This window comes from Streptomyces sp. NPDC033216 (genome assembly GCF_055577115.1).
On sequence record NZ_JBVIQK010000005.1, the window covers coordinates 414,712 to 439,625 of the forward strand.

Here is a 24,914-nt window from a genome sequence, read left to right on the forward strand (position 1 = left end):
CCCGGCGGAAACGGAAGGGGCCCCGTCGACGTAGCCGACGAGGCCCCGAGCCGCCCTCCTCCTACTCCGACTTGATGGCCGCCAGTACGTTCAGCCGGGCCGCCCGCCGCGCCGGCCAGAGCGCCGCGAGCACGCCCACGCCGCCGGCCAGCGCCAGGAACGCGGCCATCCGCCCCCAGGGCAGGACGAGTTCGTACGTCGCCATGGACGTGCCGAGCAGCTCACCGGCCGCCCAGCCGAAGAACACGCCGAGCCCGATGCCGAGCACCCCGCCGAACAGTGAGATGACGAGCGACTCCAGCCGCACCATCCGCTTCACCGACCGCCGGTCCAGCCCGATGGCCCGCAGCATGCCGATCTCCTGCGAGCGCTCGAACACCGACATCGCCAGCGTGTTGATGACCCCGAGCACCGCCACGATCACGGCCATCGCGAGCAGGCCGTACAGCATGTTCAGCATCAGCGTGAACATCCGCGCGATCTCGTCGGAGAGGTCCTGCTTGCTCTGCACCTTGATGGCCGGGTTGGCGCCGAGAGCCTTCTCCAGCCTGTCCTTCGTCGCGTCCGAGGCGCCGCCGGAGGTCTTGACCATGACCTGCATGTCGGTCGGGTCGTCCTGGTGCGGGGCGAGGGCGGTGTTGTCCAGGATGATGCCCTGGATCATCTCGTTGCCCTGGTAGACCCCGGCCACCGTCAGCTGCTGCTTCCCGCCGTCCTCGTACGACACCGTGAAGTTTGAACCGGCCTTCCAGCCACGGGACTTGGCGGTGTCGTCGTCCACGACGACCCGGTTGCCGCCGACCTCGAAGGCGCCGTCGTCGACCGTGACGTCGGTCAGCTCGCCGATGGCGGAGCCGGTGACGCCGGTGACGTACTCGGTCTGGCCGTCGATGCGGGCGGGGGCGTTGCGCAGCGGACTGGTGACGGCCACCCCGTCGGTCGCCTTCAGCTTCTTCTCGACGTCGGGGGAGAGTCCGTTGCCGTTCGCCATCGACACCACGTAGTCGGCCTTGATCGCCGCCGACGCCATCTTGTCGATCGACTTCTGGAGGCTGCCCGCCATCACCGTCATACCGGTGATCAGGGTGAGGCCGACCATCAGCGCGGAGGCCGTGGCGGCCGTACGGCGCGGGTTGCGCACCGAGTTCTGCCGGGCCAGCTTGCCGGACACCCCGAAGATCCGCAGGACCGGCGAGGCGGCCGCGATCAGCGGGCGGGACAGCAGCGGGGTCAGCACGAACACGCCGATGACGAGCAGGGCCGCGCCGAGCCCCATCGGGGCCTGGCCGTCGGAGCCGTTCATGGTGGTGGCCGCGAGGACCACCGCGACACCCGCCGCCGAGAGCAGGGCGCCGATGGTGTTGCGCAGCACCAGCGACTTGGTGGTCGCCGTGGCGTGCACGCTGCTCATCGCGGCGACCGGCGGGATCTTCGCGGCCCGGCGGCCGGGCAGCCAGGCCGCCAGCATGGTGATGACCACGCCGACGACGAGGGCGGTCGCCACCGTGCCGGGGGAGACGACCAGCGGGCCCTCGGGCACGGTCGCCCCCAGCGTGCCCATCAGCGAGCGCAGTCCGGCGCCGATGCCGACGCCCGCGACCAGACCTGTCAGGCCGGCGATCGTACCGACCACGAACGCCTCGATCAGCACCGAGCGGGTCACCTGCCGCCGGGAGGCGCCGACCGCGCGCAGCAGCGCCAGCTCCTTGGTGCGCTGGGCGACCAGCATGGTGAAGGTGTTGGCGATGATGAAGGTGCCGACGAACAGCGCGATGCCGGCGAAGACCAGCAGCCCCTGCTTCAGGCCGCTCATCGAGGCGGAGATCATCTCTGCCTGGTCGTCGGCGAGCTGCTCGCCGGTGGTGGTCTCGACGAGATCCTTCGGCAGCGCCTTGTCGAGGGCGGCCTTCAGCGCGGTCTGCGAGGTGCCGGCGGTGGCCTTGACGTCGATCTCGTCGTAGGTGCCGGTCTTGCCGAACATCTGCTGGGCGGTGGTCGTGTCGAAGAGGGTGAGGCTGCCGCCCGCGGCGACGTTGCCGTCGTCGGTGGTGAAGATTCCGGTGATCTTCGGGGTGAGGACAGGTCCGTCCACGGAGAGGCGCACGGTGTCGCCGACCTGGTAGCCGGCCCGCCGGGCGGTCTCGGAGTCGAGGGCGACCTGGCCGGGGCCCCGAGGGGCGGTGCCCTCCTTCAGCGCGTACCGGGGGTCCTCGTCGCCCCAGTAGTTGCCGCCCTGCGACTGGAAGCCGTCGCCGACGAGCTTGCCGTCCTTGTCGGCTATCGCGGTGAAACCGCCGACCACGCCGATGGCGGACTCGGCGCCGGGCACCTTCGCGCTCTCGTCGAGGAGGGCCCCGGTCAGCTCGGGAGTCTTGCCGATGCGGTCTCCCTCGTCCTCCTGGTACTCGGCCGTGACGGCGACGTCGACCTGGTCGAATCCCTTGGCGGAACTCTTCTGGAAGGCGTCGGAGATGGTGTTGGTGAAGACCAGGGTCCCCGACACGAAGGCCACGCCGAGCATCACGGCGAGCACGGTCATCAGGAGCCGGGCCTTGTGCGCGAGGACGTTGCGCAGGGCGGTACGGAACATGGGTTCTCTTCTTCTCGGTGCTGCCGGTCTGCCGGTGCTGTCGGTCCTGCCGGGCCGACGGCCGTGACGGCCCTGCCGGGGCCGTCGGCCGTGACGGCCCTGCCGGGGCCGTCGGCCGTGTCGGTCCTGTCGTCGGTCCTGACCGGAAGTCAGCTCGTGCGGCCCTTGGCGTCGAACTGCTTCATCCGGTCGAGGACGGACTCGGCGGTGGGGCCGTACACCTCGTCGACGATCCGGCCGTCCGCGAGGAACACGACGCGGTCCGCGTACGCCGCGGCCACCGGGTCGTGGGTGACCATGACGACCGTCTGGCCCAGCTCGCGCACGGAGTTGCGGAGGAAACCGAGGACTTCGGCGCCCGAGCGGGAGTCGAGGTTTCCGGTCGGTTCGTCGCCGAAGACGATGTCCGGCCGGGAGGCCAGGGCGCGGGCGACGGCGACGCGCTGCTGCTGGCCACCCGAGAGTTGCGAGGGGCGGTGGCGCAGCCGGTCGGCGAGCCCGACCATCCGGATGACCTTGTCCAGCCATTCCTTGTCCGGCCTGCGGCCGGCGATGTCCATCGGGAGGGTGATGTTCTCGAGGGCGTTCAGGGTGGGCAGCAGGTTGAACGCCTGGAAGATGAACCCGATCTTGTCGCGGCGCAACTTGGTGAGCTGCTTGTCCTTCAGGGAGCCCAGCTCGGTGTCGCCGATGCGCACGGAGCCGGAGGAGAAGGTGTCCAGCCCGGCCACGCAGTGCATCAGCGTGGACTTGCCGGAGCCGGAGGGACCCATGATCGCCGTGAACTCGGCCTGCCGGAAGTCGACGGAGACCTGGTCCAGGGCGACCACCTGGGTCTCGCCCTGTCCGTAGATCTTGGACAGATCCGTGGCACGTGCGGCCACGGCGGTGGTCCGGTCGGCGAGGGGCGTGGTGGTCACGGAGGGGCTCCTGTCGGGACGACGGCGTTGTTCGTTTCGGGACTCGCCCCATCCTCTCGGCCGACCGGCGCCGTGTAGTCAGTCGCTGTTCCCGTTCCGGGGGCAGACTTCGGAGGGACCACGGGGCGCCGTGTCATACCAGGGGATGACAGACACCCCTGAGGCCACCGTTCGTCGAGAACCGGTGGAGCACCCTCGTTCTTACGGTGAAATTCCGTCATTCCGTATGCACCGGCCGACGCCGCGCATGAGGCTCTTGGCACGTGCGGATGGGCCGTTCCGGGTCTGATGCTCCCTCAGGCCTCAATAAAATAAGACAACATCGGGCCGCCCGGCCCCTGTTGGCCCGACGCCTCCCGATAGGCTCGAACTTCGACGTGGAGCCCATGGCCTGCCCGGATGGTGGAATGCAGACACGGCGAGCTTAAACCTCGCTGCCCCTCGCGGGCGTACCGGTTCAAGTCCGGTTCCGGGCACCTCCCGTCTCGCGGCGGCCCGTCGTTCGCCGACTCTTCGTCGCGCGCCTCGAAGCCCCCGGCCCGGCCCGTTGACACCTGAGGAAGACACGCGCAGACTCACGTCCCACGTGGGGTGAAGGAAACTTCACCAAGCGAACGCTCAGGCACCCGGCGATGACGCCCGTCCGAAGGGAACGCCCGATGCGCACCACTGTCGGCATCATCGGCGCCGGCCCCGCCGGCCTCCTCCTCGCCCGGCTGCTGCACCACGCCGGCATCGACTCCGTCGTCCTGGAGAGCCGTGACCGGGCCTACGTCGAGCACCGCCAGCGCGCCGGAATCCTGGAACAGGGCACGGCGGACGTCCTGCGCGCCGTCGGGGCCGGAGAGCGCCTGGACCGCGAGGGCCTGCGCCACGACGGGATCGAGCTGCGGTACGACCGCAGACGCCACCGCGTCGACTTCCCCGCCCTCACCGGCGGCCGCTCGGTCACCGTCTACGCCCAGACCGAGGTGTGCAAGGACCTCATCGCCCTCCAGCTGACGGAGGGCGGCCCCCTGCTGTTCGAGGCGGAGGCGCTCGCCGTCGAAGGGGCGGACACCGGCCACCCGCGCGTGCGGTTCCGGCATGCGGGGCGCGAGGACGCCCTGGAGTGCGACCACGTCGTCGGGTGCGACGGCTTCCGGGGCGTCTGCCGTAGGGCGATACCCGCCGGGCCGGCCCGTGTCTTCGAGCGCGCGTACCCCTTCGCTTGGCTCGGCGTCCTCGCCGACGTGCCGCCCTCGCACGACGAGCTGGTCTACGCCCGCCACGACCGCGGCTTCGCCCTGCTGTCCATGCGCTCCCCGTCCGTGTCGCGGCTCTACCTCCAGGTTCCCGAGGGCACGGACGCCGAGGCCTGGAGCGACGAGGAGATCTGGACCGAGCTGGAGCGCCGCCTCGAGACGGACGACGACTGGACGCTGGAGCGCGGCCCGATCACCCAGAAGTCGGTCACCCCCATGCGCTCCTACGTCCACGAGCCCATGCGGCACGGCCGCCTCTTCCTCGCCGGTGACGCCGCCCACATCGTGCCGCCCACCGGCGCCAAGGGGCTGAACCTGGCCGTCGGCGACGTCGTCACCTTCGCCCGCGCCCTCCTCCACGAGCGGCGGACGGGGTCGGCGGAGCTGCTGGACGCCTACTCGGCGACCTGCCTGCGCCGCGTCTGGCAGGCCGAGCGGTTCTCCTACGACATGACGACCCTCCTGCACCGCGCCCCCGGTGCCACCCCCTTCGAGGACCGCCTCCAGCTCGCCCGCCTGGAACGGATCGCCTCCTCCCGGGCCGCGGCAACCGACCTCGCGGAGGCCTACACCGGGTTCCCGTTCGAGTGACGGCGCCCGTGGGGTCGCGTCGAATGCGGGGCGGCGTCAGCGGATGATCACCGGCCGGTGCCGGGCGGGTACCGGCTTGGTCATGAACAGGAGTCCCCGCCGCCGGGAATCGGAGATCGAAGTAGCGTGTTGCGCACTACGACAAGGGAAAGATCCTCCCCAAGCACTAGGGCCAATCCTTTGCCTACCTATTACTCTTGAGGCAAGGCCGCGCTGTGTGGCCATGGAGGAGTGAAATGAGGAGCAGAAACCCGGTCTTCTCGCGACGGGGGTTCAGCCGCGACAACGGCTACGCGGGCTTCAACGCCGCGCCGCAGGCCGGGGGTCCCGCTGTCGGCACGCAGCAGGGCAACCCGTACGCGCAGGGCGGCCCGTCCGCTCAGCCGACCGGCAACCCCTACGCGCAGAACCCTTACGCCCAGCAGGACGTCCAGTACGGCGCACCGCAGACCCCGGTCACCACCGGCGGCGTCATGACCATGGACGACGTCGTCGCGCGCACCGCGACGACGCTCGGCACCGTGGTCGTCACCGCGGTCCTGTCCTGGCTGCTGCTGCCCGTCGACGAGGCGAACCTCAACAAGTCCTACGCCATCGGCGTCGGGGCCGGTCTGGTCGCGATGGTGCTGGCGCTCGTCCAGTCCTTCAAGCGCCGCCCGGCGCCCGCGCTGATCCTGTCGTACGCCGCCCTCGAGGGCGTCTTCCTCGGCGTGATCTCCAGCGCGGTGTCCACGTACATCGCGGACGGGGTGGTCGCCCAGGCCGTGCTCGGCACGATGGCGGTCTTCGCCGGCGTGCTGGTGGCGTACAAGGCGGGCTGGATCCGCGTCAACCGCCGCTTCTACGGCTTCGTGATGGCGGCCGCGCTCGGCTTCGTCCTGCTGATGGCGGTGAACCTGCTGTTCAGCGTCTTCGGCGGCGGTGACGGTCTCGGCTTCCGCAGCGGCGCCCTCGGCATCGTCTTCGGTGTCATCGGCATCATCCTCGGTGCCTGCTTCCTCGCCCTGGACTTCAAGCAGGTCGAGGACGGCGTCGCCTACGGCGCCCCGCGCGAGGAGGCCTGGCTCGCCGCCTTCGGCCTCACGTTGACCCTGGTGTGGATCTACCTGGAGTTCCTGCGACTCCTGTCCATCCTCAACAGCAGCGACTAGCGCGAGCGTCTCGGCACCGACGCGCCGACGCCACGAAGGGCCCCGGTCACCCCCGGGGCCCTTCGTCGTGTGCGGGTCCGGTGTGGTGTCGTGCGGGCGCGCTACCGGAGTTTGCGCGCGGCCCTCCTCAGGTCGTACTCGTGGACGATCGCCTTCGCGTGGCCGTAGGCGAGGTTGTGCTCGTGACGGAGCCAGCTCACCTTCTCCTCGAAGCGGAAGAGGGAGGGGCCTTCTTCCACGGTGCGGAGCCAGTCGGCGACCTCACGACCGGTGCAGTGGGGGATGCGGGCGAGCATGTTGCGGTGGGTCTCCTCGGAGAGGACGTGGGACATCGGCGCCTCCGGACGCAAAAGGGATGTAAGCCGGTCCTTCAGGTCACCGTGCCCGAGCGTTCGCCCGTTGGCAACAGTCCCGGCAGGGCGCGTACGCTCGCGGCGTGGTGGATACGAAGCGTCTGACGCAGGCTGTGGATCACTTCGCCGACCGGTTGCGAGCGGCACCGCAAAGTCGGCTTCAGCGGGGCGCCGCGGCGGAGGCGCTGGGGCTGGCCAGGGAGTTCGCCCGGCGCGCCCAGCTCGCGGAGGCGCCCGGCGCGGAACCGCGGGAGATGCCCGACGCCGGGATGTTCGCCGCCGCCGACCAGATCACCGTGGCCGTGCACGACCTGGCCCTCGTCCTCACGGACGAGGGCCAGGTCGACGACGCCGTGCGGTTGGTCGAGGAGGCGCAGAAGCGGGCTGGAGTCTGACGGGGGGCGCGGGCTCCGGCGTACGTGCCTCAGAGGCTTGCTATGACCCGGTCCGCCAGGATGTAGACGCTCTCCTCGCCGCAGGCGAAGGTCAGGGTGTACGCGCCCGAGATGCCCGAGCCGCCCAACAGGTACGGCCTCTCGCCGGCCATGAGCGCCCGCGCGAGGCGGTCCGCGGTCTCCCGGTGGCCCGGGGTCATGCACAGGGTGGTGCCGTCGGCGAAGACGTAGACGTCAAGCGTGCCCAGCGGGCCCGGTCGCACATCGGTCAGCTCCACGCGGGCCGCGGCGAGTTCCTCCAGCGTGGACACCGTGCGCTCGTGTTCGTTCACGACGGGTGACTGGACCGGTACGAAGTCCGGGTGGGAGGGGTGACGGCGGCGGGCCGCGGCCAGCTCGGGCGAGTCGCCGGCGAACTCGTCGGTGTCCGCGGAGGGCTCGGTCACCGGCTCCAGGCCCACGAAATCGGCCTGCCGGGGCAGGAACAGCTCGCTGTCCGGGAGACCCAGCAGGGAGGGCGCGTCGGAGACGTCACGGGACTCCTGGGCCGCCCAGAAGGCGCGCGCCTCGGCCAGCTCCCGCTCCCGCTCCTCGGCGAGGGCCGCGGCCACCGCCGCGCGTATCTCATCCGTGTCGGCCGCGCTGCGGGCGGCCGGGACGAAGCCGCGCGCCCCGGTGGCGGTGCTCCCGGCGGTCTCGGCGAGCTGCGTGTGCAGGGCCGCCACCTGGCGGCGCAGCTGCCACAGGGTGTGCAGCACGGCGACGCCCACGGCGCCCGTGGCGGCCGTGGTGACCAGCAAGGCGATCGGCATGGCGCTCACTGACGTACTCCCGGTTCAAAGTCGACCCCCGACTTCCTACATCAGCTTGAAGGGCGGACTATCCAGCTGTCAGTGCGTAACGTCACGAAACGGGCAGGAGACTGGACCCGGCCCCAGGTGGTGAAACGGCTCTGAGCTGCGTAAATCCCTCCGGGGAGGGAGATAGGTCACATCCTGGGGGAGATTGGATCACAAAACGGCCCGGAATCCAGGTGCTTCCCAGACTCCGGGCCGTCGGGTGACGCCGGGTGTCCCGACGGCTACCAGGGGTGACCGGCCGGGGGGTGTGGATCTCAGCTGAGGCGCTCGACGACCATCGCCATGCCCTGCCCGCCGCCCACGCACATGGTCTCCAGACCGAACTGCTTGTCGTGGAACTGGAGGGAGTTGATGAGCGTGCCGGTGATGCGGGCGCCGGTCATGCCGAAGGGGTGTCCAACGGCGATGGCGCCGCCGTTGACGTTCAGCTTCTCCAGCGGGATGCCGAGGTCGCGGTAGGAGGGGATCACCTGGGCGGCGAACGCCTCGTTGATCTCGACCAGGTCGATGTCGTCGATGGTGAGGCCGGCCCGGCCGAGGGCCTGCTTGCTCGCCTCCACCGGGCCGAGGCCCATGATCTCGGGCGAGAGGCCGGAGACACCGGTGGACACGATGCGGGCGAGCGGGGTGAGACCCAGCTCGCGAGCCTTCGTGTCGCTCATGATGACGAGCGCGGCGGCGCCGTCGTTCAGGGGGCAGCAGTTGGCGGCGGTGACCATGCCGTCGGGGCGGAAGACCGGCTTCAGGCCCGCCACGCCCTCCATCGTCACGCCCGCACGAGGGCCGTCGTCCTTGCTGACCACCGTGCCGTCGGGGGTGGTGACCGGGGTGATCTCCCGCTCCCAGAAGCCGTTCTTGAGGGCTTCCTCGGCGAGGTTCTGCGAGCGGACGCCGAACTCGTCCATGTCCTGACGGGTGACGCCCTTGAGGCGGGCCAGGTTCTCGGCGGTCTGGCCCATCGCGATGTAGGCGTCCGGGACGGCGCCGTCCTCGCGCGGGTCGTGCCAGGTGGTGCCCTCCTGCTCGGCGACGGCCGCGGTGCGGGCCTCCGCCTCGGCGAAGAACGGGTTGTGCGTGTCGGGCAGGCTGTCGGAGTTGCCCTTCACGAACCGGGAGACCATCTCGACGCCGGCCGAGATGAAGACGTCGCCCTCGCCGGCCTTGATGGCGTGCAGCGCCATGCGGCTCGTCTGGAGGGACGAGGAACAGTAGCGGGTGACCGTGCAGCCGGGCAGGTGGTCCATGCCCATCTGCACGGCGACGATGCGGCCGAGGTTGTTGCCCTGCTCGCCGCCGGGGAGGCCGCAGCCGAGCATCAGGTCGTCGATGTCCCGCGGGTCCAGCTCGGGAACCTTCGCGAGGGCCGCCTGGATGATGGTGGCGGTGAGGTCGTCCGGGCGCAGGTCCTTGAGGGAGCCCTTGAAGGCGCGGCCGATGGGGGAGCGGGCGGTCGAGACGATGACGGCTTCGGGCATCACGGCTCCATTGGCATACGGGGTGGTTTTCCTGGCGGGACTGGTCTGGAAGTTACCCGTACGTATGGGCCAGGTCACTGGTGTCGTGGTGTGACCCTGGCCGCAGTTTTCTAAGCGCTTGCTTTTTCCCCTCCGCCCGCCCCTCCCGGCCCCCGTCCGCGGCTGCCCATCCCGGACCCCGGCTGCCCGTCCTGAAGGGGCCTCCGCGTCGCACTCACCGGAAGGGGGACCCCTGGACGGGCGAACTGGCCGACCGGTGCCCCGAACACCGAGTCGCCGGCGGGCGCCCCGGGGACGTCCGGGCGGGCGAACTGCCCGGCCGGCGCTCCTGGGTCACCGAGTCGCCGGCGAGGTGCCCCGCGCGAGCGCGGCAGAGGCCCCGGGCGGGGCGGGGAAACCGCCCCGCCGCGGGCACCGGCCGAGTCTCCCGGGGCCCGGCCCCGGGAGAGGGCTACCGGGGGACGCGGGTCGATTCCGGTTCGGGGACGCGGCGGCGGCGCCGTCGCTTGAGGAGGGCCCAGGGACCCCTGGGCCCTGTCGGCATGGCTGCCGTGACCTCCGTGCCCGCCTCCGACGCCGCTTCCGCCGCCGCCCGGGCCACCGGGAGGAAGCCTTCGCGGCGGGAGACGTCGGGGCGTTCCTCTTCCGCCGGCCACAGGCCCAGCGCCGCGCAGACCGTCGGCAGGACCGCCATCGCGGCCGTGGCATAGCCCTCCGCCGAAGGGTGGTAGTGGTCGGGGCCGAACAACTCGCCCGGGTTCGCCTCGAACTCGGGACCCAGGAGGTCGCCCAGAGACACCGTGCGACCGCCCTGCTCCACGACCCCGATCGTCTGGGCGGCCGCCAACTGGCGGGAGGCCCGTCTGGCCAGCCACCGCAGGGGCTGCCCGACCGGTTCGATCGTGCCCAGGTCGGGGCAGGTGCCGACGACCACCTCCGCGCCGGCCGTGCGCAGCCGTCGTACCGCCGCCGACAGGTGGCGTACCGAGAGGGTCGGGGGCATGCGGTGGGTGACGTCGTTCGCGCCGATCATGATCACGCAGACGTCGGGCAGCGTGGCGGAGTCGCCCACGACGAGCGCGACCTGGCGGTCGAGGTCGTCGGACCGGGCGCCGGGCAGCGCCACGTTGCGCAGCTCCACCGGCCGCTCGGCGACCGCCGCGAGCCCCGAGGCCAGCAGCGCGCCCGGCGTCTGCCCGGCCCGGTGCACGCCCTGGCCCGCCGCCGTGGAATCGCCCAGGAGCGTCAGACAGAGGGGCTGCACGCCGGTCCCCGGGGTGTCGTAGGCGCGGCCGTAACGGCCGTCCGCCTGGGGGACGTGCGGGTGGGCGCCGTTGCCGACCTGGCGCCGGGCCAGCCGCATCTCCGCCAGTACCAGTCCGACGGCCGCCGCTCCGGCCAGTCCGATGCCGCCGCCGCCGTAGGCCGCCCCGGCCGCGATGCGTCGGGCCACTCTTGCCCTGGACATGCTCGTCATGCTCCGCCGCCACCTCCTCGTGTCGTACATCCACTCCTTGCCCCGTACGGACCGTCGGTCAATCTCAACGGGGAGTGAACGTCGCGGCCGGGGTCGTAGGCTGGCGTGACCACTACGACCACTGTTTTGCAAGCAACCGGAGACAACGGTGCAATTCCACGACTCGATGATCAGCCTCGTCGGCAACACCCCGCTGGTGAAGCTCAACAGCGTGACCAAGGGCATCCAGGCGACCGTTCTGGCCAAGGTGGAGTACTTCAACCCGGGCGGTTCCGTGAAGGACCGCATCGCCCTGCGCATGATCGAGGCGGCGGAGGAGAGCGGCGCGCTCAAGCCCGGCGGCACGATCGTCGAGCCGACCAGCGGAAACACCGGTGTCGGCCTCGCCATCGTGGCGCAGCAGAAGGGGTACAAGTGCATCTTCGTGTGCCCCGACAAGGTGAGCACCGACAAGATCAACGTGCTGCGGGCGTACGGCGCCGAGGTCGTCGTCTGCCCGACCGCCGTGGACCCGGAGCACCCGGACTCCTACTACAACGTCTCCGACCGGCTGGTCCGTGAGACGCCCGGCGCGTGGAAGCCCGACCAGTACTCCAACCCCAACAACCCGCTCTCCCACTACCACTCGACCGGCCCTGAGCTGTGGGAGCAGACGGAGGGGCGCATCACCCACTTCGTCACGGGCGTGGGCACGGGCGGCACCATCTCCGGGACCGGGCGCTATCTGAAGGACGCCAGCGAAGGCCGCGTCCGGGTCGTCGGCGCCGACCCCGAGGGGTCCGTCTACTCGGGCGGCTCCGGGCGGCCGTACCTCGTCGAGGGTGTCGGCGAGGACTTCTGGCCGACCGCCTACGACCGGACCGTCGCCGACGAGATCGTCGCCGTCTCCGACAAGGACTCCTTCCAGATGACCCGTCGGCTGGCGAAGGAGGAGGGGCTGCTCGTCGGCGGCTCCTGCGGCATGGCCGTCGTGGCCGCCCTGCGCGTCGCCGAGCGGCTCGGCCCGGACGACGTCGTCGTCGTGCTGCTGCCCGACAGCGGCCGCGGCTACCTCAGCAAGATCTTCAACGACGAGTGGATGGCCGACTACGGCTTCCTGGAGGACGAGGGCCCCAGCGCCCGCGTCGCCGACGTCCTCAGCGACAAGCAGCACGGCGCCATGCCGTCCCTCGTCCACATGCACCCCGAGGAGACCGTCGGCCAGGCCATCGAGGTGCTGCGGGAGTACGGCGTCTCGCAGATGCCGGTCGTCAAGCCCGGCGCCGGTCATCCGGACGTGATGGCCGCCGAGGTCGTCGGCTCCGTGGTCGAGCGCGAGCTGCTGGACGCCCTGTTCAGCAAGCGGGCCTCGCTGGAGGATCCGCTGGAGAAGCACATGTCCGCCCCGCTGCCGCAGGTCGGTTCCGGTGAGCCGGTCGGCGACCTGATGTCGGTACTGGGTACGGCGGACGCGGCGATCGTGCTCGTCGAGGGCAAGCCGACCGGTGTCGTCAGCCGTCAGGACCTGCTGGCCTTCCTGGCCAAGGGCGGGAAGTAGCTTCCGACGCAGGGGGGCGGAACACCGGGGAACCTGCGGTGAACCGTCCCCTATGGCGACGGTCTTCCGTTTGCCCACCTGAAGGGTGGACTTCGCGGAAGAGGTACGAACGCGTCACGTCCGCGCAGCACACCCTTAACAAGCGTCCGGCATATTCGTGGATGTCGGCAGGGCGGCGGGGGTACCTCCTCGGCGTCGGGCGCTGGGGGAAGGTCTTCCCGCGCTCACCGGCACCAGAACGGCGTCACGGACCTCCGGAGCGGCTCCCGGACCTCCACCGACGCCCTGGACGCGAGGCCCGGCCCGACCCGGCCCGCGTCCCTCGCGGGGACCGCCGTCGTCCCGCCCCCCGTCAGGGGGTGCGGCGGTCCCCGCGCACTGCTCCTCCCCGCGGGCTGTCGCCCTCGGTTCCCCTCGGGCGCCCTGATGCCAGACCCGGCCGATCCGGGTCAGTCCTCCCAGTCGCCGTTCTGGGAGGACCGCTGCCGACGGCCGAACAGAGCCGGGTTGATCCGGGCGGCCTGGACGACGTTGATGCCGACGATGCCCACCCAGGACACGATCAGGCCCGGCAGGTCCGCCACGCCCGCGCCGATCGCGGACAGCGGGACCGCCAGCACCAGCGAGACGATCCCGAAGCCGAAGCGCTCGCCCCAGGAGTCGGTGGCCCCGGACGAGCGGCTCTCCCGGGCCGACACCATCTGCTGCTCCGCGAACTGCCGGCGCACCCGGCGCTCGACCGTGCCGTCGATGCGCTGGTCGACCTTCTCCAGGAACGAGTCCACCAGCGCGGACTCGTACTCCTCGCCCAGCTCCCTGCGGGCCTGCAGGGTGGCGTCGAGTTCCTTCTTCAGCTCGGTGTCCCGCGTGTCCATGGTGGTCTCCCGTTCCGTCATTGCGTCCACGGTAGGCAGCGGACACGACACGGACACTGGGGTTAGCCCCCCTGTTGGTGCGGGGGTCGGCCCTTGCCCGGCTGTATAACCTCATGCAGAGTTCTTGAGAGGTGAATGAGTGCCCGGCAGACACCGCGGGTGCGCGGCGCGTACCGTCTCGTGGTCGGCTGTGAACCCGGCGCCGCCGTACGGGCGCTGCGCCGACGCGAATCGAGGCCCGAGCCGGGGCTTGCGGCGGCCCGGCCGCTGGGCCGGTTCACGGACATCTGGAGGGGGATCGGGGCATGAGCGCGGACGAGGACGAGGACGCGGGTGTGGAAGTGGGGCCGGGACCGGTCGGTGGGCCGGGGCCGGTCGCCGGTTCGGGTCCAGACGTCGGTTCGGAACCGGGTTCGGCTTCCGGTACGAGGCCCCGGCCCCGTTCGGGTCCGGACTCCGGTTCGGGTCCGGACTTCGGACCGGGTCCGGATGCGGCGTCGGGTCTCACCGACAGTCCCGCCAACCGGCTCCAGGCCCTCTTCGAGGGGCACCGGCTGACGCCGACTCAGCGGCGCATCGCGCACAGCATGGTGCGCCGTGCCGCCGACGTGCCCTTCCTGTCCAGCGTCGAGCTGGCCGAACTGGCCGGGGTCAGCCAGCCCTCCGTCACCCGCTTCGCGGTCGCCCTCGGCTTCGACGGCTACCCCGCCCTGCGCCGGCACCTGCGCGAGGTCACGCCCGCCGAGCAGACGGCGGACTCGGCGTCGTACAACGAGTACCAGCAGGCCGTCGAGGCCGAGATCGAGAACCTCCGGCATCTCGCCGAGGTGCTCGCCGACCCGCGGCCGGTGCAGAGGGCGGGCCGGCTGCTCGCGGCCTCCCGGCCGCTGCCCGTGCTCGGTCTGCGGGCCGCCGCCTCCCAGGCGTACGGCTTCGCCTACTTCGCCGCCAAGGTCCACCCCGACGTCCGGCTGCTGCACGAGGGCGGCACGATGATCCACGACCGGGTCGACGCGGCCGTCCGCGCGGGCGCCTCCGCGCTGCTGTGCTTCGCGCTGCCCCGCCATCCGCGCGAGGTCGTCGACGCCCTCGCCTACGCCAAGGGGGCCGGGCTGACCGTGGTCACGGTCGCCGACTCCGCGTTCGCGCCGGTCGCCAAGGTCTCCGACCTGCTGCTGCCGGCCGCCGTCGGCACCGGCCTCGCCTTCGACACGGCGTGCGCCCCGATGCTGCTCGGACGGGTGCTGCTCGAGGCCATGTGCGACGACCTGCCCGACGCGCAGGCGCGGTTGGAGGAGTTCGACGCGAAGGCGGCGGCGCGGGGTCTGTTCGTGGAGTGAGTCCGCCTTCTCGCGCCGCCCCGCACCTTCTCGCGCCGTTCTCATTGTCGTCTCACGTTCGCTCGCTAATCTGCTCGACCGGAAAGGGATACGAGGTTTGCAGGCGACGAGGAGGCGGAACGTGGCACGCGGAGGTCAGGGGCTGGCTCGGGTGGCCGTCGTCGTACGGGCCGGGGCCGCGCCGTTGTGGTGGTGCGGAGTGTTCGCGGCCGGCGTCGGCGTACTGCCGCCCGGGATCACGGGACGGCGGATCGGCGTGATGGCGGGGGCCGCGCTGTTCATCGTGGCGGCGGCCGGGGTGTTCGTGGCGCGGCGCAAGCGGTACACCGCTCTCGCCCGCGCCGCCGTGCGGGCGGGCAAGCACGATGTGCTCCAGGACCGCGGGGTGACCGTGCGCAACTGGCGCCGCGGCCACCGCTGGTGGCTGCTGCTCGCCTTCACCGCCGCGCTGGGCAGCGCGTTCGCCGTGCCCGCCGCGGCCGGCCTGCTGCTCGCCGGGTGCGGTACGGGGCTGCGGCTCAAGGCCGCCTGGCTCGGCAGGCTGGAACGGACCGAGGACGCGCTGCTGTGGGTGCGGGTCGACTGGCTCGCCGGGAACGGCGGCCGCCCGGCCGGCAAGGCGGTCAGGTCCTTCCGCAGGTCGGGCATCGCGGCGGGCGACGCGGCTCCCGGCGGAGCGCGCCGCCGCACCGCGGCACTCGTGTAGCTCGCGGCCGGTGGAGGGCCTGGTGGCTCAGACCTCCAGGTCCTCCTCGATCCGCTTCAGCTGGTGGCGGGCCATCGCCAGATTGGCCCGCTTGGCGTCCAGGACCAGGTAGAGGAAGAGGCCGTTGCCACCGCGCCCGCTGATCAGGCGGATCAGGTGGTACTGGTCGGACAGCGTGATCAGGATGTCCTCGATCTGGGCCTTGAGGCCGAGGTGCTCCATGGTGCGCATCTTGGCGCGCACCACGTCGGTGTTGCCCGCGGCGGCGACGTTCAGGTCGAAGGTCTTGCTGCCGCCCAGCGTGCCCAGCGCCATGCCGGTGGTGTAGTCGACGAGCGCGACGCCGGTGGCGCCCTCGATGGAGGCGAGTGCTTCTTTGAGCGCGGTTTCGGTGTTGGCCATGACTGGTCCTCGGTTCCCTTCAACTTTCGGTGGTGGTACGGGGTTCGGTGGTCGTGGGGCGGGGAGTGCCCGCGCCTCTGGTGCGGGCGGCAGGGGCCGGCCCGGCCGGCGCCGGGGCGCGCGCCCGTTCGGCGGCGTCGACGAGTTCGCCGACGCGGGTGCCGGACCGGCGGCCTTCCAGGTGCAGGCGGCCGACGTTGACGCGGTCCTGCGCGAGGACCGTCAGCACGGCGCTCCGCCCGGCCGCGTACGCCGCCACGTAGCCGTACCCGCCGCGCACGAGCAGTTCACGGACGTCGCCCTGGCCGGTGGTGTCGGCCAGCCGCACGGCGACGGCCAGGGCGGTCGCGGTGAGCGCGGCCACTCCCTCCGCCTCCACGCCGGGCGGGTCGTGGGCGAGGACGAGGCCGTCCATCCGGCCACGAGGGCCCCGGCCAGCTGGGGCACCCGCGCCCGCAGTCGCCGCAGCTCGGCGAGCACCTCGGGTTCCGCCGTCATCAACTCGCTCCTCCCGGTGCGCGGTCGCTGCCGTTCAAAGGGCCTCCAGCGCATCCCTGAGCCTCTTCAGCAAGGTGATGTCGGGGTCGTCGACGCGAGGCAGGGAGAGGGCCCGCGGTGGGGCGGGTGGCGGGAACCGGGCGGTCAGCAGCCCCGCCGCCGCCAGCCGCCGGACGTCCACCAGCGTGGGGAACGCCGGCCGGCCCAGTTCCCGGGCGATGTCGGACGCCGTGCGCACACCGTCCACCAGCGCCAGCACCGCGCGCTGCCGGGCCGACGGAAGCCGGGCGGCGGCCGGGTCGGCCCGCAGCAACGGCGCGCTGTCCGGGAGCGGATCGGGCCACAGCCGGTGCAACAGCTCGCGGCGGCGCAGTGTCTCGCGCTCCACCGCGTCGACCGGAACCGGCCGCAGCGTGCCGAACCAGTGACCGGTGCCGTACCGGAAGCGGCCCGGTGCGCTGCTCGGCGCGAGCGCGAAGTAGGCGGCGTCGTACAGCGCCCCCAGGTGGCACACCTCCAGCGCGCCCCGCCCGATACGGCCGGCGTCGATCAACAGCCGGGCGGCGCCGGCCTCCTCGCCCGCCCGCTCCACGGCCTCCCGCCAGGCGCCGGGCTCCAGCGTGCCGTGGGTCAGGAGGAGCACGTCGAGGCCTGGAGCGAAGGGGCTCTCGGCGTGCACCACCTGGCCCTCGGCCAGGTGGAGAGTTCCGCGCTCGCGCTCCAGGACGCCGGTGGCCCGCTCGGCGGCGAGCCGGGTCAGCATCGGCGACACCGCGCCGCCCGCGCCGTCCCGGCCCGCCGTCCTGTCCCGCATCGGCAGCCGGGGCGGTGGGGTGGTCCCCACGACGGTCATCCCAGCACCAGCCGGCCGGCCATCTCGCCGAGCCGGATCCGGGCCAGCGCGAGATTGCCGTCCGACCGGGCCAGCCACACGTGCAGGAACACGCTGCTGTCGAAGGACGTGGGCACGAACCGCAGGACGTGGTAGCTGTCCCGGTTGCTGATGATCAGGTCCTCGACCGGGGGATCGGCGGCCGCCTCGCCCTCCCCGCGGTCCTCGGGCGTGAACGCCCGCTGCTCCGCCGTGAGCCGCGCGACCTCCGCCGCCTCCACGGCCGCGGCCTCGTGGTCACCGCCAGGGAACTCCCCGACCGTGCCGAGGGCCAGCCCGCTGGTCCAGTCGACCAGCGCGGCCCCCCGGGCCCCGGGCAGCCGCATGGCCTCCAGTAGACACTCGTCGATTCCGGGCACCGTTGGCTCCCCTCCTGCCTGCGGTTCGGCTGAGTGAGGAAGAAGCTACGCAACGTGTGCGGGATGGGTGAGTCTTCTGGTATTTTCCGGCGGAACATGCGCGGCGCTGACTAGGGTGGGTCAACTGGCCTCGTTTTCGCGCTGGTTCGCCATCGTGGCGGTGCGGCGCCGTGTCGCGCCGGGTGTGCGTCAAGGCCGGGCGGGCGGAGGAGGGGTGGTGCGGGTCGGCTCCGGCCGCGCGCTCCCTGGGCCCCGTTCGCGCGCCGTGGCGGCCGTGGCCGGGCATTCCCGCCGACGCGTTCCGTCGGCCCAGGCTCCGGCCGGCGGTCCGGCCGGTGGTCCGATCAGGGTCCGATCGGTGCGGCGCCAGTTCGGGTCGGCGGTCGGGCCCTGGTTCGGCCTCGCCGGTTCCGGTCGGGTGCGCCCCCGCCGGTTCGAGCGACGGTCGGGTGCGCCCCCGCCGGCCCCCGGCGCGCCGGTTCCGCCCTCCGAAGCGCCCCCTTCGCGCCCGTCCTCCCCCGTGTGTATTGACTAGTCCTATTCAGCGAGCCAGGATATGAATAATCGCTGCAACAATCCGCCGGGATCGCCCACCCTCCAGGAGGCAGACCATGTCAGGACCCCGCCCCGTCCGAGCGCCGCGCGGTACGGAACTGAGTGCCCTGGGATGGCAGCAGGAGGCCGCCCTGCGGATGCTCCAGAACAACCTCGACCCGGAGGTCGCCGAGCATCCCGACAAGCTCGTCGTCTACGGCGGCACCGGCAAGGCGGCCCGCGACTGGCGCTCCTTCGACGCGATGGTGCGCACCCTGCGGACGCTGAAGCAGGACGAGACCATGCTGGTCCAGTCCGGCCGCCCGGTCGGCGTCATGCAGACCCACGAATGGGCTCCGCGCGTCCTGATCGCCAACTCCAACCTCGTCGGCGACTGGGCCAACTGGGAGGAGTTCCGTCGGCTGGAACAGCTCGGGCTGACCATGTACGGCCAGATGACCGCCGGCTCCTGGATCTACATCGGCACCCAGGGCATCCTCCAGGGAACCTACGAGACCTTCGCCGCCGTCGCGGCGAAGAAGTTCGGTGGCACCCTCGCCGGGACCATCACGCTGACGGCCGGCCTCGGCGGCATGGGTGGCGCCCAGCCGCTCGCCGTCACCATGAACGACGGCGTGGCGATCTGCGTCGACTGCGACCCGCGTGCCATCGACCGCCGCATCGAGCACCGCTACCTGGACGTGAAGGCGGACAGCCCGGAGCACGCCCTCCAGCTGGCCGTCGAGGCTCGTGACCAGCGCAAGCCCCTCTCCATCGGCGTCCTCGGCAACGCCGCCGACCTGGTGCCACGGCTCCTCGCGATGGGCGCCCCCATCGACATCGTCACCGACCAGACCTCGGCCCACGACCCGCTGGCCTACCTGCCCACCGGGCTCGCCTTCGAGGACATGGCCGACGCCGCCGCGAAGGACCCGGCCGGCTTCACCACCCGGGCCCGCGAGTCGATGGCCCGGCACGTCGAGGCGATGGTCGGCTTCCTGGACGCCGGCGCCGAGGTCTTCGACTACGGCAACTCCATCCGCGGTGAGGCCCAACTGGCCGGTTATGACCGGGCGTTCGCCTTCCCCGGGTTCGTCCCCGCCTATATCCGCCCGCTGTTCTGCGAGGGCAAGGGCCCCTTCCGCTGGGCTGCCCTGTCCGGCGACCCCGCCGACATCGCCAAGACCGACAAGGCGATGCTCGACCTCTTCCCCCGCAACGAGTCCCTCGCCCGCTGGATCAAGCTGGCCGGTGAGCGCGTCCACTTCCAGGGCCTGCCCGCCCGCATCTGCTGGCTCGGCTACGGCGAGCGCGACAAGGCCGGTGAGCGGTTCAACGACATGGTCGCGAGCGGCGAACTGGCCGCGCCGCTGGCCATCGGGCGGGACCACCTCGACTGCGGCTCCGTCGCCTCGCCCTACCGAGAGACGGAGGCCATGCTCGACGGCTCCGACGCGATCGCCGACTGGCCGCTGCTGAACGCGATGGTCAACGTGGCCTCGGGCGCCTCCTGGGTGTCGATCCACCACGGCGGCGGGGTCGGCATGGGCCGCTCCCTCCACGCCGGCCAGGTGACCGTCGCCGACGGCACGGAGCTGGCCGGCGAGAAGATCCGGCGCGTGCTGACCAACGACCCCGGAATGGGGGTCATCCGGCACGTGGACGCCGGCTACGACATCGCGGAGTCGGTCGCGGACGAGCGGGACGTGCGGGTGCCGATGCGCGAGGGTGAGGGGACATGAGAGCCGACGGCGACCGTCCGGAGGGCGCTGGTCCCTCCTCGCCGGGTGCGGGTCCGGCCGTGCCCGTCCCTTCCGCGCTTCCGAACGACCGCCCACAGCCAGTACGGCCGGCGGCGGAGGGCCCGCGGGCTGAGCGGGCCGGGGTCAGCGACGGCACGCAGCCCGCGAGCGCTCTGGGCAGTTCCTTCCACGAGATGTGGCGTGAGCTTCGTCCCCTCGGCCGGAACGCCGACTCCGGTGGCTACCGCCGCTACGCCTGGACGGCCGCCGACGCCGACTGCCGAGCCTGGTTCAAGGAGCAGGCCGAGGCACGCGGGCTCGCCTACGAGATCGACCGCAACGGCAACCAGTGGGCCTGGCTCGGCGACCCCGCCGCCGGGGACGCCGTCGTCACCGGGTCGCACCTCGACTCGGTGCCCGACGGGGGTGCCTTCGACGGTCCCCTCGGCGTCGTGTCGTCCTTCGCCGCCCTCGACGAACTGCGCCGCCGGGGAGCCCGGTTCGCCAAGCCCCTCGCCCTCGTCAACTTCGGCGACGAGGAGGGCGCCCGCTTCGGGCTCGCCTGTGTCGGCTCCCGGCTCACCGCCGGACACCTCACGGTCGAGCAGGCGCACCGGCTGACCGACGGCGACGGCATCACCCTCCCGCGAGCCATGGAGGCCGCCGGTCACGACCCCGACGCCATCGGCCCGGACCCGGAGCGGCTGGACCGGATCGGCGCCTTCGTCGAACTGCACGTCGAGCAGGGCCGCGCCCTCGACCTCAGCGGCGACCCGGTGGGCATCGCCGGCGCCATCTGGCCGCACGGCCGCTGGCGGTTCGACTTCCGGGGCGAGGCCAACCACGCCGGCACCACCCGGCTGGTGGACCGCCGCGACCCGATGCTGCCGTACGCCGAGACCGTGCTCGCCGCCCGCCGCGAGGCACGCCTGGCCGGCGCCGTCGCCACCTTCGGCAAGATCTCGGTCGAGCCGAACGGCGTCAACGCCGTCCCCTCCCTGGTGCGCGGCTGGCTCGACTCCCGCGCCGCCGACCAGGGGAGCCTGGACCAGGTGGTCGGCGGCGTCGAGCGGGCGGCCCGCGAGTACGCGGCGGCGCACGGAGTCGACCTGGACGTCGTCCGCGAGTCCTTCACGCCCGTCGTCGAGTTCGACCACGCCCTGCGCGACGAACTAGCCCGTCTCCTGGGCCGGGACGCCGACCTCAGGGTCCCCGTCCTCGGCACGGGCGCCGGACACGACGCCGGGATCCTCTCCGGGAGCATCCCGACCGCCATGCTGTTCGTGCGCAACCCCACGGGCGTCTCGCACTCCCCGGCCGAAACCGCGGCCGAGGACGACTGCGTGGCCGGGGTGCTCGCACTCGCCGACGCACTGGAAGGGCTGGCCTGCACGTGACCCCCACGCCGCGGACACGGACGTACTGGCTGGAACACGCCTGGCTCGACACCCGCGTCGAGCCGGGCGTCGCCCTCGACACGGCGGACGGCCGGATCACCGCCGTCCGCACGGGAGTCGACACCCCGCCCCCGGGCGCCGAAATCCTGCGCGGTCTCACCGTGCCCGGCCTGGCGAACGCCCACAGCCACGCCTTCCACCGCGCCCTGCGCGGCACCGTCCAGGTCGGCTCCGGCACCTTCTGGACCTGGCGCGAGGTCATGTACTCCGTCGCCGACCGGCTGACCCCGGAGACCTACCACCAGCTGGCCCGCGCGGTGTACGCCGAGATGGCGCTGGCCGGCATCACCGCCGTCGGCGAGTTCCACTACGTGCACCACGCGCCCGGCGGCACCCCCTACGGTGACCCCAACGCGATGGGCGAGGCCCTGATCGAGGCCGCCGCCGAAGCCGGCATCCGCATCACGCTCCTCGACACCGCCTACCTCTCCGCCGGCTTCGGACAGCCCCCCAACGCCCACCAGCTCCGCTTCTCCGACGGCGACGCGGACGCGTGGGCCGAACGCTGTTCCCTTCTCGAGGAACGGGACCACGCACGGATCGGGGCCGCGATCCACTCCGTACGGGCCGTGCCCGCCGCGCAGCTGGCGACCGTGGCCCGCTGGGCGCAGGAGCGCGGGGCGCCGCTGCACGTCCACCTGTCCGAGCAGACCGCCGAGAACGACGCCTGCCGCGAGGCCCACGGCCGCACCCCGACGCAGCTCCTCGCCGAGCACGGCGTCCTCGGCGAGCGCACCACCGGCGTCCACAACACACACCTCACCGACGAGGACATCGCCCTCCTCGGCCGCTCCCGCACGGGCACCTGCATGTGCCCCACGACGGAACGGGACCTCGCCGACGGCATCGGCCCGGCCGTCGCCCTCCAGCGGGCGGGCTCCCCGCTCTCCCTCGGCTCCGACAGCCACGCCGTGATCGACCTGCTCGAAGAGGCCCGCGCGATGGAGCTGAACGAGCGGCTGCGCACCCGCACTCGGGGCCACTGGACGGCCGCCGCTCTGCTGCGGGCCGCCTCCGCCGACGGTCACGCGGCCCTCGGCCGGGACGACGCGGGCACCCTGGAGCCCGGCAGGGCCGCCGACTTCACGACGATCGCGCTCGACTCGGTCAGGACCGCGGGCCCGCCGCCCGGGCTGGGCGCCGAGACGGCCGTCTTCGCGTCGAGCGCGGCCGACGTACGGCACACGGTCGTCGCGGGGCGGCACGTCGTGCGGGACGGGGCGCACACGCTCGTACCGGATGTACCGCAGGCCCTCGCGCGGGCCGTCGAAGCCCTGCGCCCCTGACCCCATTCACCGACGCCCATGCCGACGCCCACGAGGACACGATGAGCAGCACCGTCATCACCAACATCGCCACGCTGGTCACCAACGACCCCTGCCTGGGTGACGGCTCCCCTCTCGGCCTGCTCCAGGACGCGGCCGTCGTCATCGACGGCGACCGCGTCGCGTGGACCGGTGAGTCGAGCAAAGCACCCGCCACCGACAACCGGGTCGACGCCGGCGGCCGGGCGGTGCTTCCGGGGTTCGTCGACTCCCACTCCCACCTCGTCTTCGCGGGCGACCGCACGCAGGAGTTCAACGCCCGCATGTCCGGCCGGGCGTACAGCGCGGGCGGCATCCGTACGACGGTCGCGGCGACCCGCGCGGCCACGGACGCCGAGCTGGAGGCCAACCTCACCCGCTACCTCGCCGAGGCCCTCCGCCAGGGCACGACCACCTTCGAGACGAAGTCCGGCTACGGCCTGACGGTCGCCGACGAGGCCCGCGCCCTGCGCATCGCCGCGGCCCACACCGATGAGGTCACCTACCTGGGCGCCCACATCGTCTCCCCGGACTTCGCGGACGACCCCGCCGCCTACGTCGCCCTCGTCACCGGTGAGATGCTCGACGCCTGTGCCCCGCACGCCCGCTGGATCGACGTCTTCTGCGAGGAGGGCGCCTTCGACGGCGAGCAGGCCCGCGCGATCCTCACCGCCGGCCAGGCCAGGGGCCTGCACCCCCGCGTCCACGCCAACCAGCTCTCCCACGGCCCCGGCGTACAGCTGGCGGTCGAGCTCGACGCGGCCAGCGCGGACCACTGCACCCATCTCACCGACGCCGACGTCGACGCCCTCGCGAACAGCGCCACGGTCGCCACGCTGCTGCCCGGCGCCGAGTTCTCCACCCGGGCCGAGTGGCCGGACGCCCGCCGCCTCCTCGACGCCGGCGTCACGGTGGCCCTCTCCACGGACTGCAATCCGGGCTCGTCCTTCACGTCCTCCGTCCCCTTCTGCGTGGCGCTCGCCGTACGCGACATGCGGATGACCCCGGACGAGGCGGTCTGGTCGGCCACGGCGGGCGGCGCCGCGGCCCTGCGCCGCACGGACGTGGGCCGCGTGACCCCGGGCGCCTACGCCGACCTGACCCTCCTGGACGCCCCGAGCCACGTCCACCTGGCCTACCGTCCGGGCGTGCCGCTCGTCTCGCAGGTGTGGCGACGGGGCGTACGGGTGGTCTGAGAGGGCTCGTCCAGGGACGCCCGCCCCCGGTCCGCCACCGACCGCCCCCACGCCGTACCCACGAGGACGAGTACCGCGCCCACGAAGCCCGGCCACCCCGGCCGGTCCCCGGCGAGCGCGATGCCCACGACCGCCGCCCACACGGGCTCGGTGCCCAGCAGCAGGCTGACCCGTGAGGGCGACGTACGGCGGACGGCCCACATCTGCACGAAGAACGCGAACAGCGTGCAGAACACGGAGAGATAGACCAGGCCCGCCCAGTCCCCGGCGTCGAAGCCGGCCGCGGCGGACCACGGCGACGCCCCCGTCCCCGGCATCGCCACCAGCACCGCGAAGACGACGACGGCACCGCCCAGTTGGACGGTCGTCAGGGACAGCGCGTCCGCCCCCCGCACCGAGTCCGCGCGCGCCATCGCCAGCACGTGCACGGTACGGACGACCGCCGCCCCCAGCATCAGCAGGTCGCCCCCGGACGGAGCGGTGAACCCCGCGCCCTGTGTCAGCAGTGCCACGCCCGCCACCGAGACCCCCGCCGCCGCCAGGAACGCCCCCGGCAGCCGCACCCCGCGCACCCGGCTCTCCGCGAGCGGCGTGAACACCATGGTCAGACTGATGATCAGCCCGGCGTTCGTGGCGGAGGTGTGCACCACCCCGTACGTCTCCAGGAGGAAGATCCCCGCGAGGATCAGGCCGAGCAGCCCCGCCCCCCGCCACTGTGTGCCGCTCAGCGCCCGCAGTCGCCTCCACCCGACGGCCACCAGTACCGGAAGCACCACGGCGAACCGCAGCACGAGCACGGCCAGCACGGTGTCCGCGGTGGTCACGCCCTTGGCGGCGAGGTAACTGGACCCCCACACCACGGCGACCAACAGCACGGGGAGATCGGCGAACCGGCCGAGGCGGGAGAGGGAAGCGGGCATCGGGGTCCTCACGGCAGCAGGCGGCCCCACTGCTGGTCAGAGGGACGGCACAGCGTAAGGGAGGAGGGGGAGCCGAGTCAGCGCCTTGTCTCACGA

21 protein-coding genes, 1 tRNA gene and 2 pseudogenes are annotated in these 24,914 nt (G+C 72.4%); 12 read left to right on the top strand and 12 right to left on the bottom strand.

Features of this window, described 5'->3' with window-relative positions; genetic code table 11:
* Positions 1–61: 61 nt before the first annotated feature.
* The gene (locus tag ACZ5Y0_RS13540) at positions 62–2,590 is read right to left on the bottom strand and encodes an ABC transporter permease (protein ID WP_469128800.1); all 2,529 of its coding nucleotides are present in this window, start codon (positions 2,588–2,590) and stop codon (positions 62–64) included.
* A gap of 149 nt (positions 2,591–2,739) precedes the next feature.
* Entirely contained in the window at positions 2,740–3,510 is a 771-nt protein-coding gene (locus ACZ5Y0_RS13545; RefSeq protein ID WP_469128801.1) for an ABC transporter ATP-binding protein, read from the bottom strand.
* A 393-nt stretch (positions 3,511–3,903) separates the two neighbouring features.
* Between ACZ5Y0_RS13545 and ACZ5Y0_RS13550 the strand changes: the two genes are divergently transcribed.
* From ACZ5Y0_RS13550 to ACZ5Y0_RS13560, 3 genes are all read left to right on the top strand, one after another.
* Positions 3,904–3,986 (top strand) — tRNA-Leu (locus ACZ5Y0_RS13550).
* Between the two features lie 183 nt (positions 3,987–4,169).
* Entirely contained in the window at positions 4,170–5,345 is a 1,176-nt protein-coding gene (locus ACZ5Y0_RS13555) for a 4-hydroxybenzoate 3-monooxygenase (RefSeq protein ID WP_469128802.1), read from the top strand.
* A 236-nt stretch (positions 5,346–5,581) separates the two neighbouring features.
* Positions 5,582–6,496, top strand: a complete 915-nt coding sequence (locus ACZ5Y0_RS13560) for a Bax inhibitor-1/YccA family protein (RefSeq protein ID WP_469128803.1) — start codon at positions 5,582–5,584, stop codon at positions 6,494–6,496.
* Positions 6,497–6,597: 101 nt separating this feature from the next.
* Here the strand turns inward: ACZ5Y0_RS13560 and ACZ5Y0_RS13565 are convergent, their stop codons facing one another.
* Positions 6,598–6,828, bottom strand: coding sequence for a DUF4287 domain-containing protein (locus ACZ5Y0_RS13565; protein WP_469128804.1), 231 nt, complete (start codon positions 6,826–6,828; stop codon positions 6,598–6,600).
* A gap of 104 nt (positions 6,829–6,932) precedes the next feature.
* Here ACZ5Y0_RS13565 and ACZ5Y0_RS13570 point away from each other — a divergent pair, with 104 nt between their 5' ends.
* On the top strand, positions 6,933–7,244 hold the full coding sequence (locus ACZ5Y0_RS13570; protein ID WP_469128805.1) for a hypothetical protein: 312 nt from the start codon (positions 6,933–6,935) through the stop codon (positions 7,242–7,244).
* Positions 7,245–7,273: 29 nt separating this feature from the next.
* Here the strand turns inward: ACZ5Y0_RS13570 and ACZ5Y0_RS13575 are convergent, their stop codons facing one another.
* The 3 genes from ACZ5Y0_RS13575 to ACZ5Y0_RS13585 all read right to left on the bottom strand — a co-directional run bounded on the left by ACZ5Y0_RS13575 (position 7,274) and on the right by ACZ5Y0_RS13585 (position 11,056).
* Positions 7,274–8,065, bottom strand: coding sequence for a hypothetical protein (locus ACZ5Y0_RS13575; protein WP_469128806.1), 792 nt, complete (start codon positions 8,063–8,065; stop codon positions 7,274–7,276).
* A gap of 293 nt (positions 8,066–8,358) precedes the next feature.
* Complete coding sequence (locus tag ACZ5Y0_RS13580; protein WP_469128807.1) at positions 8,359–9,579, bottom strand: acetyl-CoA C-acetyltransferase; 1,221 nt, start codon at positions 9,577–9,579, stop codon at positions 8,359–8,361.
* A gap of 451 nt (positions 9,580–10,030) precedes the next feature.
* Positions 10,031–11,056, bottom strand: coding sequence for an SGNH/GDSL hydrolase family protein (locus ACZ5Y0_RS13585; RefSeq protein WP_469128808.1), 1,026 nt, complete (start codon positions 11,054–11,056; stop codon positions 10,031–10,033).
* 148 nt (positions 11,057–11,204) lie between these two features.
* Here ACZ5Y0_RS13585 and ACZ5Y0_RS13590 point away from each other — a divergent pair, with 148 nt between their 5' ends.
* Complete coding sequence (locus tag ACZ5Y0_RS13590; protein ID WP_469128809.1) at positions 11,205–12,593, top strand: cystathionine beta-synthase; 1,389 nt, start codon at positions 11,205–11,207, stop codon at positions 12,591–12,593.
* Between the two features lie 449 nt (positions 12,594–13,042).
* On the opposite strand, the gene ACZ5Y0_RS13595 is transcribed toward ACZ5Y0_RS13590, so the two are convergent.
* Positions 13,043–13,468, bottom strand: coding sequence for a hypothetical protein (locus ACZ5Y0_RS13595; RefSeq protein ID WP_469128887.1), 426 nt, complete (start codon positions 13,466–13,468; stop codon positions 13,043–13,045).
* Between the two features lie 135 nt (positions 13,469–13,603).
* On the opposite strand from ACZ5Y0_RS13595, the pseudogene ACZ5Y0_RS13600 reads away from it, so the two are divergent.
* From ACZ5Y0_RS13600 to ACZ5Y0_RS13610, 3 genes and pseudogenes are all read left to right on the top strand, one after another.
* Positions 13,604–13,777, top strand: a pseudogene (locus ACZ5Y0_RS13600) (histidine ammonia-lyase); the annotation flags it as partial.
* A complete protein-coding gene (locus ACZ5Y0_RS13605; protein WP_469128810.1) occupies positions 13,774–14,808 on the top strand; it encodes a MurR/RpiR family transcriptional regulator in 1,035 nt (344 codons plus the stop codon). The pseudogene ACZ5Y0_RS13600 and the gene ACZ5Y0_RS13605, both read left to right, overlap by 4 nt.
* A 121-nt stretch (positions 14,809–14,929) precedes the next feature.
* Positions 14,930–15,514 (top strand): hypothetical protein, encoded by a 585-nt coding sequence (locus ACZ5Y0_RS13610; RefSeq protein ID WP_469128811.1) that lies wholly within the window; start codon positions 14,930–14,932, stop codon positions 15,512–15,514.
* A 27-nt stretch (positions 15,515–15,541) separates the two neighbouring features.
* On the opposite strand, the gene ACZ5Y0_RS13615 is transcribed toward ACZ5Y0_RS13610, so the two are convergent.
* The 4 genes and pseudogenes from ACZ5Y0_RS13615 to ACZ5Y0_RS13630 all read right to left on the bottom strand — a co-directional run bounded on the left by ACZ5Y0_RS13615 (position 15,542) and on the right by ACZ5Y0_RS13630 (position 17,665).
* Positions 15,542–15,916, bottom strand: coding sequence for a roadblock/LC7 domain-containing protein (locus tag ACZ5Y0_RS13615; RefSeq protein ID WP_467511453.1), 375 nt, complete (start codon positions 15,914–15,916; stop codon positions 15,542–15,544).
* Between the two features lie 19 nt (positions 15,917–15,935).
* A pseudogene (locus tag ACZ5Y0_RS13620) lies at positions 15,936–16,414 on the bottom strand (roadblock/LC7 domain-containing protein).
* Positions 16,415–16,448: 34 nt separating this feature from the next.
* Complete coding sequence (locus ACZ5Y0_RS13625; protein WP_469128812.1) at positions 16,449–17,267, bottom strand: transcriptional regulator; 819 nt, start codon at positions 17,265–17,267, stop codon at positions 16,449–16,451.
* Positions 17,264–17,665 (bottom strand): hypothetical protein, encoded by a 402-nt coding sequence (locus ACZ5Y0_RS13630; protein WP_469128813.1) that lies wholly within the window; start codon positions 17,663–17,665, stop codon positions 17,264–17,266. Before ACZ5Y0_RS13630 ends, ACZ5Y0_RS13625 begins: the two co-directional genes overlap by 4 nt.
* A 611-nt stretch (positions 17,666–18,276) precedes the next feature.
* Here ACZ5Y0_RS13630 and hutU point away from each other — a divergent pair.
* From hutU to hutI, 4 genes are all read left to right on the top strand, one after another.
* On the top strand, positions 18,277–19,941 hold the full coding sequence (gene hutU / locus ACZ5Y0_RS13635) for a urocanate hydratase (RefSeq protein ID WP_469128814.1): 1,665 nt from the start codon (positions 18,277–18,279) through the stop codon (positions 19,939–19,941).
* Positions 19,942–20,135: 194 nt separating this feature from the next.
* The gene (locus tag ACZ5Y0_RS13640; RefSeq protein ID WP_469128888.1) at positions 20,136–21,338 is read left to right on the top strand and encodes an allantoate amidohydrolase; all 1,203 of its coding nucleotides are present in this window, start codon (positions 20,136–20,138) and stop codon (positions 21,336–21,338) included.
* A complete protein-coding gene (locus tag ACZ5Y0_RS13645) occupies positions 21,335–22,684 on the top strand; it encodes a formimidoylglutamate deiminase (protein WP_469128815.1) in 1,350 nt (449 codons plus the stop codon). Before ACZ5Y0_RS13640 ends, ACZ5Y0_RS13645 begins: the two co-directional genes overlap by 4 nt.
* A 41-nt stretch (positions 22,685–22,725) precedes the next feature.
* Positions 22,726–23,898: an imidazolonepropionase gene (gene hutI, locus ACZ5Y0_RS13650; RefSeq protein WP_469128816.1), complete on the top strand. Its 1,173-nt coding sequence runs from the start codon at positions 22,726–22,728 to the stop codon at positions 23,896–23,898.
* Here the strand turns inward: hutI and ACZ5Y0_RS13655 are convergent.
* On the bottom strand, positions 23,838–24,818 hold the full coding sequence (locus ACZ5Y0_RS13655; RefSeq protein WP_469128817.1) for a DMT family transporter: 981 nt from the start codon (positions 24,816–24,818) through the stop codon (positions 23,838–23,840). The genes hutI and ACZ5Y0_RS13655 overlap by 61 nt on opposite strands.
* Between the last annotated feature and the right edge of the window lie 96 nt (positions 24,819–24,914).

Excerpts from the sequence above, each read along its gene's own strand:
- hutI (WP_469128816.1), top strand. The coding sequence starts at position 22,726 with ATGAGCAGCACCGTCATCACCAACATCGCCACGCTGGTCACCAACGAC.
- ACZ5Y0_RS13640 (WP_469128888.1), top strand. The coding sequence starts at position 20,136 with ATGTGGCGTGAGCTTCGTCCCCTCGGCCGGAACGCCGACTCCGGTGGC.
- ACZ5Y0_RS13595 (WP_469128887.1), bottom strand. The coding sequence starts at position 13,468 with ATGGACACGCGGGACACCGAGCTGAAGAAGGAACTCGACGCCACCCTG.
- ACZ5Y0_RS13615 (WP_467511453.1), bottom strand. The coding sequence starts at position 15,916 with ATGGCCAACACCGAAACCGCGCTCAAAGAAGCACTCGCCTCCATCGAG.
- ACZ5Y0_RS13605 (WP_469128810.1), top strand. The coding sequence starts at position 13,774 with ATGAGCGCGGACGAGGACGAGGACGCGGGTGTGGAAGTGGGGCCGGGA.
- ACZ5Y0_RS13565 (WP_469128804.1), bottom strand. The coding sequence starts at position 6,828 with ATGTCCCACGTCCTCTCCGAGGAGACCCACCGCAACATGCTCGCCCGC.
- ACZ5Y0_RS13655 (WP_469128817.1), bottom strand. The coding sequence starts at position 24,818 with ATGCCCGCTTCCCTCTCCCGCCTCGGCCGGTTCGCCGATCTCCCCGTG.
- ACZ5Y0_RS13540 (WP_469128800.1), bottom strand. The coding sequence starts at position 2,590 with ATGTTCCGTACCGCCCTGCGCAACGTCCTCGCGCACAAGGCCCGGCTC.
- ACZ5Y0_RS13560 (WP_469128803.1), top strand. The coding sequence starts at position 5,582 with ATGAGGAGCAGAAACCCGGTCTTCTCGCGACGGGGGTTCAGCCGCGAC.
- ACZ5Y0_RS13585 (WP_469128808.1), bottom strand. The coding sequence starts at position 11,056 with ATGACGAGCATGTCCAGGGCAAGAGTGGCCCGACGCATCGCGGCCGGG.
- ACZ5Y0_RS13555 (WP_469128802.1), top strand. The coding sequence starts at position 4,170 with ATGCGCACCACTGTCGGCATCATCGGCGCCGGCCCCGCCGGCCTCCTC.
- ACZ5Y0_RS13625 (WP_469128812.1), bottom strand. The coding sequence starts at position 17,267 with ATGACCGTCGTGGGGACCACCCCACCGCCCCGGCTGCCGATGCGGGAC.
- hutU (WP_469128814.1), top strand. The coding sequence starts at position 18,277 with ATGTCAGGACCCCGCCCCGTCCGAGCGCCGCGCGGTACGGAACTGAGT.
- ACZ5Y0_RS13580 (WP_469128807.1), bottom strand. The coding sequence starts at position 9,579 with ATGCCCGAAGCCGTCATCGTCTCGACCGCCCGCTCCCCCATCGGCCGC.